Raw genomic sequence first — 17,462 nt, forward strand, 5'->3', positions numbered from 1 at the left:
AGTTAAGCTGAATTGATGCGAAATACTGAAAAACCAATAATAATGTGTATAATAGATGGAGAATGTATAACATGAATTGGTAGATTCTTAGTACTCAAATCGGCTGGGAGGGCTCTAAATGAAGATTTCAAGAACAATAGTTCCTTTATTATTAGGTGCAACACTTTTAGTACTGGGAGGATGTTCATCAGACCAAACCAAACATTCTGGCGTACATAATATGAATATGAACATGGACATGTCTATGGAACCTATCAAGGTCGAGTTACATTGGAGTCCTGAAGAGGTTGTTGTAAATCAGAAGGTGACCTTTGAGGCTGTGGTGACGCAAGACGCCTTGGCAGTGGATGATGCGAAAGAGGTTCTATTCGAAATTGCGAGTAAAGATGATAGTGAACAGAAAATTGAACTTAAAGGGAAGCTAGTCGGTGATGGAATCTATCAAGCAGAAGGAACACTTGAGAAAGAAGGGCAATATATTGTTACATCACACGTAACTGCTAGAACTCAGCATTCTATGCCTAATAAGGAACTCTCTGTGAAACCATAATTAAAAGAATAGCAATGATATCCTATGATTACAGATAATGCAGATTGGAAAGGAAGGCTTTCCGAAATTCCTTTATTCTGCTAAACTTACTCTAATGTTTTACTGGGGGGACTATACGTTGGCTAAATATACACTTGAGGAAAGCTTACAACAAAGAATATTAATTCTAGATGGTGCAATGGGCACAATGATCCAACAGGTGCCTCTGACAGGTGAGGATTTTGGTGGAGAAGAATTGGATGGCTGTAATGAAATGCTAGTATTAACCCGTCCAGAAGTAATTCAGACCATTCATGAGCAGTATCTCGAAGCAGGTGCTGATCTCATAGAAACGAATACATTTGGTGCAACATCTGTTGTACTTGCTGAATATGATATTCCGCAGCGGGCACGTGAAATTAATTTGGTTGCAGCCAAGTTAGCTCGCAATGCTGTTGATAAATATGATACACCAGATCGTCCTCGATATGTCGTAGGTGCAATGGGTCCTACAACAAAGACTCTCTCTGTTACAGGGGGCGTTACTTTCCAAGAGCTCGTTGATAGCTATGAGGAACAGGCAGTGGCATTAATTGATGGTCAAGTGGATGCCTTATTGCTAGAGACCTCTCAGGATACTTTGAACGTGAAAGCAGGAAGTATAGGCATTCGAAATGCGTTTGAGAAGACGGGTATCAAATTGCCAGTGATGATTTCGGGCACGATAGAGCCGATGGGTACAACACTTGCCGGTCAGAACATTGAAGCATTCTATATTTCATTAGAACATCTGAAGCCTATCTCTATTGGTTTGAACTGTGCGACGGGTCCAGAGTTCATGCGGGATCATATTCGTTCGCTTTCTGCAATCTCTTCAGCGGCTGTGAGTTGTTATCCGAACGCTGGGTTGCCAGATGAGAATGGACATTATCATGAATCTCCTGATTCTCTTGCCCGTAAAATTGCTGCGTTTGCAGAAAAGGGATGGCTTAACATTGCTGGGGGTTGCTGCGGAACGACACCAGAACATATTCGTGCTATGTCGGAGGCACTCTCACAGTACCCGCCACGTCCGCTTGCAGGGAATCATCCACCTGCACTTTCAGGGATTGAGCCTATCTATATTGAGAACGACAACCGTCCATACATGGTAGGTGAACGCACGAATGTATTGGGTTCGCGCAAGTTTAAACGTCTAATCGTCGAAGGTAAATATGAGGAAGCCTCAGAAATTGCCCGTGCACAGGTGAAGAGCGGAGCACAAGTCATTGACGTCTGCGTGCAAGATCCGGACCGTGATGAGACTGAGGATATTAAGCTCTTTCTTGAACTAGTTGTCAAAAAGGTTAAAGTTCCTCTGATGATCGATACTACCGATCCGAAGGTTATTGATTTGGCACTACAATACTGTCAAGGTAAGGCTATAATTAACTCCATTAACCTTGAAGATGGTGAAGAAAAATTCGAGCTGGTCACTCCTTTGATTCATAAGTATGGCGCAGCTATCGTTGTAGGTACGATTGATGAGACAGGACAAGCAATCAAGGCTACGGACAAACTGGAAGTTGCCAAACGTTCCTATGACTTACTAGTGAACAAATACGGATTAGCTGGAGAAGATCTTATTTTCGACACGCTTGTGTTCCCTGTAGGAACGGGGGATGAACAATATATTGGCTCTGCCAAAGAAACCATTGATGGAATTCGTTTGATCAAAGAAGCTCTTCCAGGTGTTCATACGATCTTGGGGATCAGCAACGTTTCTTTTGGATTACCGGAAGCAGGGCGTGAAGTGCTGAACTCAGTATTCCTCTATGAGTGCACTAAGGCTGGATTGGATTATGCGATCGTAAATACCGAGAAGGTAGAGCGTTATGCTTCCATTCCTGCTGAAGACCGTCGTCTTGCTGAAGAATTGATCTATAATACGAATGACGACACGCTTGCCGCTTTTGTAGCTGCCTTCAGAGGGAAGAAGGTTGAGAAAAAAGAAAAAATTTCTAACCTGTCTTTAGAAGAACGTTTGGCTTCGTATGTGGTTGAAGGCACCAAAGAAGGGCTTATTCCAGACCTTAATGAGGCGCTTACCAAATCAGGACCTTTGGAGATTATCAATGGCCCGTTAATGGCCGGGATGTCAGAGGTTGGACGGCTGTTTAATAACAATGAGTTGATCGTAGCTGAGGTGCTACAAAGCGCTGAAGTGATGAAGGCTTCTGTTGGTCATTTAGAGCAGTTTATGAAGAAGGATGAGACATCGGTAAAAGGTAAGATCATGCTGGCAACCGTAAAAGGCGACGTACATGATATAGGTAAGAACTTGGTAGAGATCATCTTATCGAATAATGGTTATCAGATTATTAATTTGGGTATAAAAGTACCACCTGAGAATATTATCGAAGCATTTCGTCGTGAAAAAGCTGATGCGATCGGATTGTCTGGACTACTCGTGAAATCTGCACAGCAGATGGTGCTGACTGCACAAGACTTACGCACGGCTGGGATTGATGTTCCGATTATGGTAGGCGGCGCTGCCCTGACTCGCAAGTTCACCAAAACACGTATACGCCCGGAGTATGATGGTTTAGTACTGTATGCTAAGGATGCTATGGATGGCCTAGATATTGCTAATCGGCTTATGAACCCAGTTGAACGGGAGAAAATTGCCGAGGAAATTCGAGTGGAAGCAGAATCAGCAGTGGCAGTTGCTCCTAAGCAAGAGCTTCCTACGCTAACTAGAGCAGTACGCTCCAAAATTTCTCCAGATGCACCTGTATTTATTCCACCGGATTTAGAGCGACATGTAATTCGTAATTATCCATTGGGGCATATTATCCCTTATGTGAACATGCAAATGCTGCTCGGTCATCATCTGGGGCTACGAGGTTCAGTAGAGGCGCAGTTAGCTGCTGGTGATGAGCGGACTGTTGAGTTGAAAGGTACTGTAGATGACATTCTACATCAAGCGATGCTGGAAGGTACGATTACTCCTCACGCGATGTATCAATTCTTCCCTGCACAATCAAGTGGTAACGATATTATCGTGTATAATCCACAGAATACAGCTGAGATTCTGCATACCTTTACTTTCCCAAGACAAGGTGTGGAGCCTTATCTCTGTCTAGCGGACTTTTTGAAGTCGGTCGATAGTGGAATTATGGACTATGTTGGATTCCTCGTAGTAACTGCGGGACACGGTGTTCGTGAGCTTTCTACAGCCCTTAAGGAAAATGGAGATTATTTACGCTCACATGCCTTACAATCTGTAGCGCTAGAAGTAGCTGAAGGATTAGCGGAGCGCGTTCATCACATGATGCGTGATACATGGGGCTTCCCAGATCCTGCAGATATGACCATGAAACAAAGACATGGAGCAAGATATCAAGGGATTCGTGTATCCTTTGGTTATCCTGCATGCCCTGATCTAGAAGATCAGGGACCACTATTTAAGCTGCTATCCCCGGAGGATATCGGTGTCCAACTTACAGAAGGCTTTATGATGGAGCCCGAGGCTTCCGTTTCGGCGATGGTATTCGCTCATCCAGAAGCACAGTATTTTAATGTAGAGAAGCTGTAATTCTTTCATTTATACACCCGGTCTGTAGGGGGATTGTATCCCTTTCAGCGGAACCTCCCGTAAATGGGGGGTTTTTTGCTGGAAGAAGGACGTTTAGAATAGATAAGAGATCGTTCAGCCAATAAGAAGAAGGGAGGAAAAAGAATGGAATTATATTTTTTGGGTACGAATGCAGGGGTACCAACTTTACAACGCAATGTAACGTCGATTGCATTAAGACTACTGGAAGAACGACGTAGTATTTGGATGTTTGATTGCGGGGAAGGGACTCAGCATCAGGTTCTTCGCTCACCAATTCGCCTAGGAAAGCTAGAAAAGATATTTATTACTCACTTACACGGAGATCATCTATTTGGCCTTCCAGGTCTGTTATCGAGTCGTGGTTATCAGGGAGGAACATCGCCGTTAACGGTTTATGGACCACCTGGCTTGAAAGCATACTTAGATATATCCTTAGCTGTGAGCCAATCCCGGATTCCTTACAAGATTGAGATTGTCGAGCATACAGGAGGAACGGTATTCGAGGATGAAGGCTTTAAAGTGGAGGCGGCATTATTGGAGCATCGTATTGACAGCTATGGTTACCGGGTAACGGAAAAGGATAGTCCCGGGAGCCTCAATACGGAATTACTTAAGAGTTATGGCTTGAAACCTGGACCGATATATGGAAAATTAAAAAAAGGTGAAGATGTTATAACGGATGAAGGTGTTCGGATCTGCGCTGCTGATGTTGTCAGAGAACCTAAAAGAGGACGTATTGTTACAATCTTAGGTGACACGAGACCTTGTTCAGGAGCTTTAGAGCTTTCACTTCATGCAGACCTTATTGTTCATGAAGCAACATTTGCTCATGATCTAGCAGAAATGGCGCATCAATACCATCACAGCACAGCACGTCAAGCTGCAGAGCTAGCACAGGAAGCCGATGCAGGACAATTATTATTGACTCATTTTAGCTCTCGTTACAGTTCCTTTGAGGAGTTAATTCCTTTGCTGGAAGAAGCTGAGCTCATTTTCCCAGAGACATTGTTAGCTGAGGAATTCAGTGCATATCCAATTTATCGAAGACAAAACGGGCAATTGGGGAAATGATTATTTTCCGGGAAAGCGCAGGAAATGACAGTGCTATGCTAAAAAATGCTGGATGAGACTCTCGTTCGATTTCTTTCGACGAAGTGTGTTAGATTTAAAGTGATCAAGGCATGAAAGACGTACGAACGGCTGGAAATCCTGCCGAAAACCAGCGGACAATATAACCAAACCAAAAGTGTTTTTAACCGTTCTAAATCTAAGCTGGGCTTAGGTTTAGCGATTATTAATACCGTTATTCATTTATCACATTAATTAAATTTCTTATGGAAATAGAGGGATTTATAATGGAAGAGATTAAAGGGTTATTGATTGATCTAGATGGTACGTTATACCATGGGCATAAAATGATTCTTGGTGCTGATTTACTGATTAAAGGATTACGCGAAGCGGGCATTCCTTTTCTATTTGTTACTAACAATTCATCGCGTACAGCGGCAAATGTTGCTGCACATTTATGTGGAATGGGAATCGATGCGAAAGCTGAAGAGGTATGTACCTCATCAATGGCGGCCGCACGTTACATAGCTGAGGAATCACCTGGGGCTGCAGTGGCGATACTTGGAGAAGAGGGTTTGCGTGAGGCTTGTAACGAAGCGGGACTCCGAATCGTCACTGACTCACCTGATTATGTACTACAAGGCATCGATCGCTCCTTCAACTACACTTCACTCTCGCAAGCTTCGCGCTGGATTCTGGGAGGAGCAAAGTTTGTACTCACCAACCCAGACTTAATGCTGCCATCTGATGATGGCGTTATGCCGGGCGCAGGTACGATTGGTGCTGCGATTGAGGCCGCTAGTGGTGTGCGTCCGGTAGTGATTGGCAAGCCGGAATCTCATCTAATTAAATTTGCGACAGATCTACTTGGTATCGAGCCTGAACATGCAGTGGTTGTCGGTGATAATATGCGTACCGATATAGCAGCTGGAGTAAATGCGGGCTGTCGTACAGTTCTTGTATTTACCGGATTAACAAATGCAGAAAATCTTGACCACTATAAAAACCTTACCGGGATCTCACCGGATGAGATTTGTGCCGATTTAACTGAACTTAAAACGTTTCTCGGTGTATAATAGCTAGGATCTTAATACTTCACCAACCTAGAGGGGACGATGAGCTATGCCGGAACTGCCGGAAATGGAGAATTATAGAAAGCTGCTTAGTCAGCATATTATAAATGTGCCAATATCTGATGTGATCGTGAACAGAGAAAAATCAATTAACATTGAAACAGAAGCTTTTAGAAATGCATTGGTTGGTGCTCGTGTTGTTTTTGTGGAGCGGCGTGCCAAGTATCTTTTGTTTCATCTTCATGATGGGCGAAGACTACTTATGCATTTGATGCTAGGTGGACTAATTTTTTATGGTACGGAGGAGGAACGTCCGGATCGTACCACACAAGTCGAAATTGCATTTGGAGATCATATCCTTTACTTCATAGGACTTCGCTTGGGATATCTACATTTGCTGTCGGTTAAGGAAAGCGAAGCCACAATGGGTAAGCTTGGACCTGAGCTGTTGGATCGTCGTATGACGCTGGAACGATTCACAGGATTATTAAAGGGACGACGAGGCGCGCTCAAAAGCTTGCTAGTGAATCAACATGTGATGGCTGGAGTTGGGAATTGCTACGCCGATGAGATTGCATTCGAAGCCAGACTGTTACCTTCTGCACTAGTTCAAAATTTAACATCGGAATCTATAGCCCGTCTTTATAAAAGTATCCAAAAAGTACTGACTGAGGCTACTGAAATTGGTGGGTACATGGAAATGCCATTTATGACTGGGGATACAGTTACAGGATCATATAATAATCAATGTAAAGTGTATGATCGTGAAGGCGAACCTTGTCTTCGTGATGGGGGAACAATTATCAAAACAGAACTGTCTGGACGCAAAGTGTTTTATTGCCCGGACTGTCAGCATGACGAATAGTCCCAAAATAGGGGCTCATGTCAGCATTCGCGGTGGATATGGGAGAGCTGCCCGATTCGCTTGGGAGAGCGGTGCAACATGTTTTCAATATTTCCCTAAAAATCCGCGTAGTTTGAAACTCAAACAGGTGGATGTACGAGATACGAGGGATTGTGCTCTCTTTTGCCAAGACAAAGGGATTGCTTCGATTGCTCACACACCCTATGGGATTAACATGGCGGCTAGTGTAGATGATGTTACTCCCCGCAAGGTTTATGTAGCCTCTCTCTTAAATGATCTAGAGATTGCAGAAGCTTGTGGTTCATTAGGCATCGTTGTTCATTTTGGACACTTTGGTGGAATGGAGCCGTTACAAGGCTATCAAAATATTATACAATGTATGAATGAAGTACTTCAGTCCTGGGATGGTCGTACTAAGCTGCTTATTGAGAATCAAGCGGGCAACCATGGAACGGAAGGGATTACGCTTGAAGAACTCGTGAAAGTTCGAGAGCTTAGTCAATTCCCGGAGAAAATAGGATTTTGCTTGGACACCTGTCACGCCTACGCAGCTGGTATCTGGAACCCTGAGCGAACGGAAGTCTTCCTTGAACGAGGAGAGCAACTCGGATTTTGGCCGCATCTTGTTGCTGTTCATCTTAATGATTCTATGTTTCCTTTTGACTCAAGACGTGACAGGCACGCTGGAATCGGACAAGGACATATTGGAGAGCAGGGGCTGAAAAGCTTATTGTCCTCCGAGCTTTTACGAAGCTCAGCTGTTGTCATGGAAACTGAGAAGGGTACGGATGGCAGCCACCGAAAAGAAATTGCTACTGTGCGTGGTTGGTTTGAAGCGGAGGCGTAATTGTGATTCATATCTATATGGATGATCTTAGAAAGGTACCTCAAGGGTTCGCTCTGGCTCGTTCGACGGAAGAATGTCTTCTGATGCTGCGTGAGTGCGAGGTGGATATTTTATCACTGGATTACGATATGGGGCCAGATGATTATTCGGGTGGAGAGGTTGCGAGACGGATCGTACTGGAAGGACTGTTCCCCCGAGAAATCTATTTGCACACTTCCAGTCTGTGGGGGCGAAGAGAAATGTTTGAGATCTTATACACGGCTAAACCTGAGGGGATGCTTTTGGTAAATGGTCCCCTGAGTTCTGATAAGCTTCTAGATATCGCCGAGGAGACGGACTTGAAATGAAGGAAATGCAGGAAGTGGAATTGGTGGAGGCGCTCAAGATCGCAGGAGAACCGCTTGTAGTATTCTTACACACTCCACTGTGCGGTACTTGCAAGGCTGCTGAACGAATGTTAGAGGTGGCGGCTCATTTATTGCCAGATGAACTCCAGATGGTTGCAGGCAATGTGAACATGTTGCCGAATCTGGTAAGACATTATCGTATTACAAGCGTACCTGCACTACTTGTTGCTTCAGCAGACCGCATAGATGATCCGAAAATTTATTATTCCATGGTTTCAGTTGAACGGGTGCTGGAATACATAAGGGGTGTTATATCATAATCATTTCATTACAACATTTATCTCTTCGTAGGGAAGAAAGCTTAATCTTGGACGATGTGTCGTTAGAAGTAAATGAAGGTGAGAACTGGGTCATTTTGGGACGAAATGGTTCTGGTAAAACAACAATCTTAAAGATGATGACTGGTTACTTGTTTCCTAGCAAAGGAACTGTAGAAGTGCTGGGTTATAAATATGGGCAATGTGAAATACGTGAAGTTCGTAAAGAAATTGGCTATATCGGTCCTTCCTTGATGGAAAAGATGAGCTTAAATGATCCGGTGTGGGAGGTCGTAGCTACAGGGGCTTACGCTTATTTGCGTTTTTACGAGACGATCCCTGCTGAAGTAAAAGAGAAAGCAATCAGCATGCTGGAAGATATGAATCTAGGCAATATGGCATTTCATCCTTTTGGGACCTTATCACAGGGGGAACGTAAAAAAGCCATGCTGGCAAGATGTCTTATGGCTGATCCTAAACTATTGATTATGGACGAGCCATGTGCCGGCCTTGATCTATATGAAAGGGAAAAAATGCTGGCTGAAATAGATAAGCTGAGACAGCGTAATGTTTCTGTAGTGTACGTAACTCACCATGTGGAAGAAATTGTTCCGCTGTTTACGCATGTTGCATTAATTCGTGAGGGTAAGCTTGCTGGATCTGGACCGAAAGAAGAAGTATTAACGAAAGAAATGATCTTGGCCACTTTTGATATTCCTGTTGATGTTGAATGGGATAGCGGTCGTCCCTGGATTAAAATTAGACCTGGAGGCAAAACGATTTGAACGATTTAAGACAAGATACCGAAGAGCAGAACATTGCTCCGGAAGAAGTAGTGTATTCCCGATATATTTGTACAGCTAACCACGGCTTTGCGCCTTACGCGCAAGAAGAGCTTCGCCGTTTATTCGGTGCTGTGAAGAGTACCTTGTTGCTACCAGGTGAAATCTTTCTGGCTACATTGCAATGCGAACCAGAGGAAGTAACGCGGCTGCTCACACAGAATCTTCCCATTTTCCTGCGTCATATACAGCCTGTTCAGTTTCAAGATGAAGGAACCATGGAGGCTCTACAGCGTTTGGCGGTGTATTTAAGTCGTCACACTGAGCTTGAAGGTGAAAAGGTATCCCTGAACGTACGTAAAGGCGATCCTTCCTTCTGGCAGGACAGTCCAGGAGAACTTCGTGAATGGCTCCAAGAGCAATTGCAGAGCTTAGGCGCAGAATTTACAGTACAAGATCCAGCCTGGGTTATTTCTGTCTACGCAGACGGGAGTGCCTTATATGCAGGTGTGTCCAGACCTGAAGCGAATTTATCTAGCTGGAATGGCGGTGCCATCCGTTTTCGTAAGGAAGATGGACAAATCTCACGCGCCAAGTTCAAACTTATGGAGGCCGAGAAGGAGTTTGATATTCCTTTTTACAGCTTCCGAAATGCGTTAGATATTGGTGCTTCTCCAGGTGGGTGGACTTCTTTCTTGCTGGAACGTGGAATGAAGGTTACGGCGGTTGACCCTGCATTAATGCATGAATCCCTTCGTAACTATCCGGGCTTGAAGATCCTTCGTAAAAACGCTGGAGAAGTGAAGTTCCGCGACAATGAATTTGATCTGCTCGTGTGCGATATGAGCTGGAGTCCTAAATTGATGGCGAAGCTTGTAACCGGGCTGCTACACAGCCTGTCGCCGGGTGGGACAGCCATTGTGACCGTAAAACTGATGCATAAGAAACCACTGGCGATGATCAAGGAAATTATTGCAATGTTTGAAGGGGAGCGCATGCAGATTCAGCGTGCGAAGCAGCTATTCCATAACCGTGACGAAATTACACTGTATATGATTAAATACTAAATCAAACAAATACTAAATTTCTAAGGGAAAGCATCCCGTTATTAACGTTAACCGTCTTTTGCGGTAAGAACGTTAGTAGCGGAAGCTTTCTCTTTTTTTTACGAAAAGGGGGAGTTAAATTGTATTTTGAGACAAAGCTTAAGATTGGACAGGTTATTGATGACAGATACAGAATTATGGGACTGATTGGTTCAGGTGGGATGAGTATTGTTTATCTGGCGGATGATATGCGGCTAAAGGGAAAACGATGGGCTGTAAAAGAAAGCTTGTGCTTAAATGAGCTTCATTCTGACATCCAAGCAGAAGCCGCTATGTTAATCACGCTAGACCACCCGCGTCTACCGCGTATTGTCGATTTTTATCTTCCAGATCGAGAAGGGTATTCCTATTTAGTCATGGACTACATTGAAGGCGTGAGCTTGAGTCAGCTAATGAAGGATAATCCCGGACCTTTGCCAAGAAACTTCATTTTTCAGATGGCTAAACAGCTTTTAGAAGTTCTTCAGTACCTGCATGGTCATCATCCACCGATAATCTATCGTGATCTGAAGCCTTCTAACATCATGTTAACACTGCAAAAAGAACTGATGTTAATTGACTTTGGGATCGCTCGAAGCTACAGACGCGGTATCTCCGAAGATACGGTTAAGCTTGGTACGGTTGGCTTCGCGGCACCTGAGCAATATGGAAGTGGTCAAAGTCAGCCGGTATCCGATTTATATGGACTAGGAGCATTAATTCTCTATATGGCAACTGGAGGGCAATGTAGTCAATGGGAGTTTGGAATGGAGAATAGGCTTTATAACCATATGCCATCTGGCATTATTCCAATAATAAGACGCTTATTACGACATCATCCGGAGGAGCGTTATCAGAATGCAGAAGCAGTTCTACAGGCGCTAAATCGTGTGGAATCCGAAATGGACAGAGAAATTGATCTAACAATTGCAGTCCCATTTTCTCTGGAAAAGCGAAAAGCTACAGTTATCGCCTTACTCGGAGTAGCTTCAGGTCTTGGAACAACACATACTTCGTTAGCGGTGAGTAGCTTACTTGTACAGAAGGGACCAACTGCGTGGGTTGATTTCTCTCCGAATTCAACGGTATATGACCGTATTCGTAGCATGCTAAATACACAAATTACAGCTGTCGCTTCTAAGAACGAGCAATCTGCTTTTTCATGGAAAGGGGTACATTATTGGAAACGTCCTATTCACGGAAAAATGGCTGATTTGCTGAGAGGCGATTATCAATTTGTAGTGTTGGATCTTGGCGTTGGTGGATATGAAGGGGCTCTCGATGAGTTCAAATATAGCGATATGCCGATTCTAATTGCCTCAGGTGCAGATTGGCGACTCGAAGATTTACTTCTGTGGATTAGGCGTAACGGTTTACAGCCTGAAACGAATTGGAGGGTGGGGTTACCACTCGCAGAACGCTCAACTGCACAACTGTTACAAACCGCTATAGGTACAGATAAGATTTATGGACTACCTTTTCAGCAAGATCCATTCAAGCCTAAGGGGAAGTTGGTAGAAGTGATCAATGAAATGTTTGAGGAAATATTAGATGTACCTAATAAGGGGAAGAGCCGTAGTTTTTTCAAAAGAAAGGCTGAATAAAGCAGTTCACTATGCTTCCTCTTTTCACTCAACTAACTTTTAGTTCAGAGTTGCGTTAAAGTGTGTTAAAATATATATTTATACGTGTTTTGAAAAATATAAGAAAGTATAAGTTTCACACTATACTTTATCTTTATATTTCTCGCATAAACGCTTACCGTCCTATAGGGACGCCGAAGACGTTTCTGCTTGAAATATAAGAAAGTATAAGCTTCACACTATACTTTATCCTTATATTTTTACGAGAACCGGTTGTCGTCTTTAAAAGACCACAACGTCGTTTCTTCTTATTACGCATTATTTAAGTATAGACAGGAGCTTGCGGAGAATTTATGAGTTTACTTACTGTAGAAGACGTTTCCCACAATTTTGGGGATCGGACATTGTTTAAGAATGTGTCTTTCCGGTTGTTACCTGGAGAGCATGTAGGAATTGTAGGAGCAAATGGCGTAGGGAAATCGACGCTTATGAATATTTTGACTGGAAAACTGTTGAAGGATAGTGGTAGAGTGGAGTGGACACCTCGTGTCCGTTACGGCTACTTGGATCAGCATACCATCTTAACGCCTGGTAAAACCATCCGAGATGTATTGAAGGACGCTTTCTTGCCACTGTTAGAGCTGGAACAGGAAATGCTAACGATAACTGAACAGATGGGCGACGCTTCCCCTGAAGAGTTAGAGGTGTTACTCGAGCAAATGGGGGACATCCAGGAACAGCTGGACATCGGGGATTTTTATCTAATTGATGTAAAAGTGGAGGAAATGGCGAACGGTCTTGGCCTATCTGTCATTGGACTTGACCGTGATGTCGCTTCACTAAGTGGGGGCCAGCGCACAAAAGTCCTGTTGGCGAAGCTTCTGCTTGAGAAACCGAATGTACTATTGCTAGACGAGCCTACCAACTATTTGGATGTTGAGCATATCGACTGGTTAACTAACTATTTGAAGCAATATCCATATGCATTTATATTGATCTCCCATGATACAGAATTCATGAATAAAGTCGTAAATGTTGTCTATCACCTGGAGTTCGGCAAACTTACTCGTTACACTGCGAACTACGAGAAATTCTTGAATATGGCCGAGATGAACAAGATCCAACACATTGATGCTTATGAGAAACAACAGGATTTTATCAAAAAACAAGAGGATTTCATTCAGCGTAACAAAGCTCGTGCCTCCACATCTGGACGGGCGAAGAGCCGTGAGAAACAGCTGGATCGTATGGATCGAATTGATCGACCAGAAGAAGCTGCAAAACCTACCTTTAAGTTTAAAGAGAGCCGTGCCAGCGGTAAAACAGTCTTCGAAGGCATTGATTTTGAGATTGGTTACGACCGACCGTTGCTTCCTATGCTGAACATGACCATTGAACGTGGCGAGAAGATCGCTATAACTGGTTGCAATGGTGTCGGTAAATCGACGCTATTGAAGACCATTCTCGGAGTAATTCCAACATACAGCGGTAAAACCTATCTTGGTGATTATCTCAACTCAGCGTACTTCCAACAAGAAGTGAAAGCAGCTAATCTTACACCTATTGAGGATGTCTGGAATGAATTTTCTAGTCTAACCCAGAATGAAGTGCGTGGACATCTAGCTCGCTGTGGTCTGAAAAATGAGCATATTACTCGACCGCTTAGTATGCTGAGTGGTGGTGAACAAGCTAAGGTACGTCTTTGTAAGCTGTTGATGCGTGAGAGCAACTGGGTTCTGTTCGATGAACCTACGAATCACCTTGATGTTATTGCCAAGGCTGAGCTGAAGCGGGCATTGCAAGAATATAAGGGCACAGTCCTGCTCGTCTCCCATGAACCTGATTTCTATGAAGATTGGGTTACGAAAATTTGGGATGTTGAACAATGGTCAGCTGTACAAGTATAAAATCGTCATACTCCCGGGGAATAGCAGACTTTCTGCTGTTCTCCGGTTTTTAGATACGGGGAGGGGAATCGATTGATCCATAATGATGGTCGTGAAGACCGTTATTCTCGTCAAGTGCGTTTTGCACCATTTGGTGCAGAGGGACAACAAGGTCTTGCGCAGTCTAGTGTATTAGTAGTAGGAGCGGGAGCGCTTGGTACAGGGATTGCAGAGACGCTGGTACGTTGCGGGGTTGGAAAAATTATTATAGCTGACCGTGATTATGTAGAGTGGAGCAACCTTCAGAGGCAACAGCTCTTTACCGAGGTAGATGCACTAGAACGTATGCCTAAGGCTGCAGCTGCGCTGAGTAGACTTCAACAGATTAATTCTGATGTCGTTATTGAAGCCCACGTTATAGATGTTCGTGCCGAAGAGTTGGAAGGGCTCATTTCAGGGGTTGATCTAATCATGGATGGTACAGACAATTTTGATACTCGGCTCATTATTAATGATATGGCACAAAAGCACGATATTCCTTGGATCTATGGCGCATGTGTAGGCAGTTATGGAATAACATATACGATATTGCCAGGAGAAACCCCGTGTCTCCATTGTCTTTTAGGCACAGTACCCCTAGGAGGTGATACCTGTGATACGGCAGGTATACTTCCGCAAGCTGTACAGCTAGTTACGGCAAATGCTACGGCAGAGGCGTTGAAGCTACTAGGTAAGCGCAAAGCTCAATTAAGAAACAAACTATTAACGTTCGACGTGTGGCGGAATGAACACCAAGAAATTGGAGTAAAGGCTGCCAAAAAAGAAAACTGCCCTTCTTGTGGAAGTCATCCGATATATCCGTATCTTACAGCAGCAAATACAGAACGAAGCGATGTTCTTTGTGGAAGGGATACAGTTCAAATCCGCCCCGCGAGACCACAGAAGCTTAACCTGCAGGAAACTGCGAATCGCTTGTCTCGTTTAGGAAGCGGAAGTGTGGACAGCAACGCTTATCTGGTTTCTTTTATAGAAGGGCCTTATCGGCTGGTTATTTTTGCTGATGGTAGAGCGTTGATTCATGGGACAAAGGATATTGCTGCTGCTCGAAGCTTTTATCATCGATATTTTGGATAAAGAAGCTGCAAATAGGTGTTCGGACCATTTCTTAGGAATGGTCTTTTTGTTTTCCGGGAAATCTATAAGTACCGCAGTGATGCTGGTGAAAGTCATATGGATATGGGGGAACTTTGTGATCGAGCAAATAATATGGTATATAGCTGATAGCAGGAGTAGAGAAGAAGATCGTGTCGTTATAGAAAGTGTGCTACAAGATATTGGACTTGAAGCAACAAAAAGCGAAGATCCCGAGGATCTCCGCTTATCCATATCAAAAGTAGAACCGGTACTGCTGCTTGCTGAGTTATGCGAGGTGGGGACTTGGGAAGGCTGGGATATAATTTCCGCTGTAAGAGCTGAGGGGATGATACTACCGGTAATGGTGATTTCCGGTGAACAAGCTGATTCTGGAACTGAGGCAGTTTCGGCGTTCTCAGCCGGGGGTAATGAATATATGACAAAGCCTTTACATACCGGTGAATTTAAGCACAGAATTCTAAATCTGTTAACCCTTACTGGACGGCGTAGAAATTTAAATCAAATACTGAGAGTCGATGGTTTAATGCTCGATCCCAGCCGCAGATTTGTAAGGCGCGACGGGATCGAGTTAAAGATGACACCCAAAGAATTTGATCTATTGTATTATCTCGCTGCGAACCAAGGTATGATATGCTCTCGCATCGAGATACTTAAGGAAGTATGGGGTTACCAATTTCACGCAGATACCAATGTAGTAGATGTTTACATCAGACATATTCGTTTGAAAGTTGATAAAGGTCACCGGAACAAGTTGATTCACACTGTTCGCGGAACAGGATATGTAATGAGGGCGCCCGAAGGCGGCACCACATCCTGAGACTAATTCTCTATTATAGTTAGAACTCTACTACAGAGTCGTTGTTTACAGTACGCGGCGAGCCTTTAAATATGTTTTTTTCCAAGTACCGGAGTTAAGATTGGAAATCGTAACACCTGGCTTACCGTAAGTGTGCAGAATTTTACCATTGCCGGCATATACAGCAACGTGAGTTACATTTTTACCAGTTGCTCTGCTACCGCTGGAGAAGAATACAAGATCGCCTACACGAAGATTCGCTTTAGATACGGCTTTTCCTTTTTTGGATTGTTCTGCAGCCGTACGAGGCAGTGTCACGTTATATTGTTTAAAGATGTATTTTGTAAAAGAAGAGCAGTCAAAAACTTTTGTAGTAGATGTGGATGCACCGAACTTGTAAGGCACTCCCATATATTTCTTTCCGAGATTCACTACGCTTTGACCTTTAGACACGGAAGCTGCTTCAACTTTTGTTGCGCCTACGCCTGTTGCCATCATTGTACCTAGGCCCATTGTAGTAACCATTCCTATAACAATCGCTTTTTTAATCCATTGTTGTTTATTCATGTTGTATTACCTCCAGGGTGTTAGTCTTTGTTGTTGTGTTTGTCTGTCTTGCTTGCCTGATTCGTAGTATAGCAGGTTATCTATTACATAAAAAATGGAAGAGGTGCAATAAAGTGAGGCTGGGTATGGGTTGGAAGCGTTTTATTAAAAATTCATTAAAAGTTACAAAAAATTAATAATTTAATATAATAGGATATAAAAAAAGCCGGAAAACCCTTGATACAAAAGGATTTTCACGGCGTATTTAAATTTGAGCTAAAAGTTACAATGATGTTTCTAAAATATAAATAAGCAGATTTTTACGTTATAAATATGTAATCAATCTTTACTCTGAATAATCAGCAACAATCCACTTCGAATGGTAACTGTTCCTGAGGATGAGATCAGTTTATTGCTTACCCCAAGAGATTGTCCAAGCTTCAGCGATGCGTCAGTCAATGGATATTGAAAACCTTCTAGGGTAATACCCGATACTTCCGGGGTTAAAGGTAGCAAAGAAACGTAGGTGTAGCCTAAATCGTTGATAACAGCCTGGGATCCAGTAAGGGTTATATAATTATGAGTGTCCATGACGTAGCAGTTGATTTGACGTTGTAGGGCTCTAGTCATCATTTGAATGCTAGCCAGGGAGTGGTCCATTCGAGTACCCGTAACACCTAATAGTAGAATAGAATCGGGTTGCTGATCCATTGCAATGTCTAGAGCCATCTCGCTATCTGTCAAATCTTTGTTCACGGCATCACAGGTGATAGTCTTCTTGCTTTTGGATTCAATATCTTGAAGTGCTTCAAGCGAAACGGAATCAAAATCACCTACTGCTATATCTGGTGTATATCCGTGTGAAATGAGAAATAGCGCTCCATGATCCGCACCGATAATAAAATCATCTTCATCTAATAGATCGAAATATTCTGGAGAAAGTTCTCCGCCTGCAAAAATAACGACTCGTTTGGATGACATAACA

Annotated in this window: 16 protein-coding genes; 14 read left to right on the forward strand and 2 right to left on the reverse strand. The window is 43.4% G+C overall.

Translation table 11 applies throughout. The features are described from left to right. Positions 1-118 precede the first annotated feature (118 nt). From UQ64_RS10085 to UQ64_RS10150, 14 genes are all read left to right on the forward strand, one after another. The gene (locus tag UQ64_RS10085) at positions 119-550 is read left to right on the forward strand and encodes a FixH family protein (protein WP_060623358.1); all 432 of its coding nucleotides are present in this window, start codon (positions 119-121) and stop codon (positions 548-550) included. Between the two features lie 178 nt (positions 551-728). Beyond that, positions 729-4,106, forward strand: coding sequence for a methionine synthase (metH, locus tag UQ64_RS10090; protein ID WP_425339592.1), 3,378 nt, complete (start codon positions 729-731; stop codon positions 4,104-4,106). Positions 4,107-4,250: 144 nt separating this feature from the next. After that, a complete protein-coding gene (gene rnz, locus UQ64_RS10095; protein ID WP_060623360.1) occupies positions 4,251-5,198 on the forward strand; it encodes a ribonuclease Z in 948 nt (315 codons plus the stop codon). 284 nt (positions 5,199-5,482) lie between these two features. Then, positions 5,483-6,271, forward strand: coding sequence for a TIGR01457 family HAD-type hydrolase (locus tag UQ64_RS10100; RefSeq protein WP_060623361.1), 789 nt, complete (start codon positions 5,483-5,485; stop codon positions 6,269-6,271). A gap of 46 nt (positions 6,272-6,317) precedes the next feature. Further along, positions 6,318-7,133: an Fpg/Nei family DNA glycosylase gene (locus UQ64_RS10105; protein ID WP_060623362.1), complete on the forward strand. Its 816-nt coding sequence runs from the start codon at positions 6,318-6,320 to the stop codon at positions 7,131-7,133. Continuing rightward, entirely contained in the window at positions 7,123-7,980 is an 858-nt protein-coding gene (locus UQ64_RS10110; RefSeq protein WP_060623363.1) for a deoxyribonuclease IV, read from the forward strand. Before UQ64_RS10105 ends, UQ64_RS10110 begins: the two co-directional genes overlap by 11 nt. A gap of 2 nt (positions 7,981-7,982) precedes the next feature. Beyond that, positions 7,983-8,327 carry a cyclic-phosphate processing receiver domain-containing protein gene (locus UQ64_RS10115; protein WP_060623364.1) on the forward strand — a complete coding sequence of 115 codons (345 nt, stop codon included), beginning with the start codon at positions 7,983-7,985 and terminating at the stop codon, positions 8,325-8,327. Then, positions 8,324-8,647 (forward strand): thioredoxin family protein, encoded by a 324-nt coding sequence (locus UQ64_RS10120; RefSeq protein ID WP_060623365.1) that lies wholly within the window; start codon positions 8,324-8,326, stop codon positions 8,645-8,647. The genes UQ64_RS10115 and UQ64_RS10120 overlap by 4 nt, the downstream gene beginning before the upstream one ends. After that, the gene (locus tag UQ64_RS10125; RefSeq protein ID WP_060623366.1) at positions 8,647-9,429 is read left to right on the forward strand and encodes an ABC transporter ATP-binding protein; all 783 of its coding nucleotides are present in this window, start codon (positions 8,647-8,649) and stop codon (positions 9,427-9,429) included. Before UQ64_RS10120 ends, UQ64_RS10125 begins: the two co-directional genes overlap by 1 nt. After that, positions 9,426-10,493 (forward strand): SAM-dependent methyltransferase, encoded by a 1,068-nt coding sequence (locus tag UQ64_RS10130; RefSeq protein ID WP_060623367.1) that lies wholly within the window; start codon positions 9,426-9,428, stop codon positions 10,491-10,493. Before UQ64_RS10125 ends, UQ64_RS10130 begins: the two co-directional genes overlap by 4 nt. 119 nt (positions 10,494-10,612) lie before the next feature. Beyond that, on the forward strand, positions 10,613-12,115 hold the full coding sequence (locus UQ64_RS10135) for a serine/threonine protein kinase (RefSeq protein ID WP_060623368.1): 1,503 nt from the start codon (positions 10,613-10,615) through the stop codon (positions 12,113-12,115). Positions 12,116-12,447: 332 nt separating this feature from the next. Further along, positions 12,448-14,001, forward strand: a complete 1,554-nt coding sequence (locus UQ64_RS10140; RefSeq protein ID WP_060623369.1) for an ABC-F family ATP-binding cassette domain-containing protein — start codon at positions 12,448-12,450, stop codon at positions 13,999-14,001. A 72-nt stretch (positions 14,002-14,073) separates the two neighbouring features. Next, a complete protein-coding gene (locus tag UQ64_RS10145) occupies positions 14,074-15,114 on the forward strand; it encodes a ThiF family adenylyltransferase (protein ID WP_060623370.1) in 1,041 nt (346 codons plus the stop codon). 115 nt (positions 15,115-15,229) lie between these two features. Beyond that, a complete protein-coding gene (locus UQ64_RS10150) occupies positions 15,230-15,952 on the forward strand; it encodes a response regulator (protein ID WP_209445746.1) in 723 nt (240 codons plus the stop codon). Positions 15,953-15,997: 45 nt separating this feature from the next. Here UQ64_RS10150 and UQ64_RS10155 read toward each other — a convergent pair whose 3' ends face one another. After that, positions 15,998-16,498 carry a C40 family peptidase gene (locus UQ64_RS10155; protein ID WP_060623372.1) on the reverse strand — a complete coding sequence of 167 codons (501 nt, stop codon included), beginning with the start codon at positions 16,496-16,498 and terminating at the stop codon, positions 15,998-16,000. A 318-nt stretch (positions 16,499-16,816) separates the two neighbouring features. Further along, the gene (locus UQ64_RS10160) at positions 16,817-17,458 is read right to left on the reverse strand and encodes a thiamine diphosphokinase (protein ID WP_060623373.1); all 642 of its coding nucleotides are present in this window, start codon (positions 17,456-17,458) and stop codon (positions 16,817-16,819) included. Between the last annotated feature and the right edge of the window lie 4 nt (positions 17,459-17,462).

Origin of the sequence: Paenibacillus etheri (assembly GCF_001012825.1) — a bacterium.
Classification (GTDB): domain Bacteria; phylum Bacillota; class Bacilli; order Paenibacillales; family Paenibacillaceae; genus Paenibacillus_AQ; species Paenibacillus_AQ etheri.

Excerpts from the sequence above, each read along its gene's own strand:
- UQ64_RS10085 (WP_060623358.1), top strand. The coding sequence starts at position 119 with ATGAAGATTTCAAGAACAATAGTTCCTTTATTATTAGGTGCAACACTT.
- metH (WP_425339592.1), top strand. The coding sequence starts at position 729 with ATGGGCACAATGATCCAACAGGTGCCTCTGACAGGTGAGGATTTTGGT.
- rnz (WP_060623360.1), top strand. The coding sequence starts at position 4,251 with ATGGAATTATATTTTTTGGGTACGAATGCAGGGGTACCAACTTTACAA.
- UQ64_RS10100 (WP_060623361.1), top strand. The coding sequence starts at position 5,483 with ATGGAAGAGATTAAAGGGTTATTGATTGATCTAGATGGTACGTTATAC.
- UQ64_RS10105 (WP_060623362.1), top strand. The coding sequence starts at position 6,318 with ATGCCGGAACTGCCGGAAATGGAGAATTATAGAAAGCTGCTTAGTCAG.
- UQ64_RS10110 (WP_060623363.1), top strand. The coding sequence starts at position 7,123 with ATGACGAATAGTCCCAAAATAGGGGCTCATGTCAGCATTCGCGGTGGA.
- UQ64_RS10120 (WP_060623365.1), top strand. The coding sequence starts at position 8,324 with ATGAAGGAAATGCAGGAAGTGGAATTGGTGGAGGCGCTCAAGATCGCA.
- UQ64_RS10140 (WP_060623369.1), top strand. The coding sequence starts at position 12,448 with ATGAGTTTACTTACTGTAGAAGACGTTTCCCACAATTTTGGGGATCGG.
- UQ64_RS10155 (WP_060623372.1), bottom strand. The coding sequence starts at position 16,498 with ATGAATAAACAACAATGGATTAAAAAAGCGATTGTTATAGGAATGGTT.
- UQ64_RS10160 (WP_060623373.1), bottom strand. The coding sequence starts at position 17,458 with ATGTCATCCAAACGAGTCGTTATTTTTGCAGGCGGAGAACTTTCTCCA.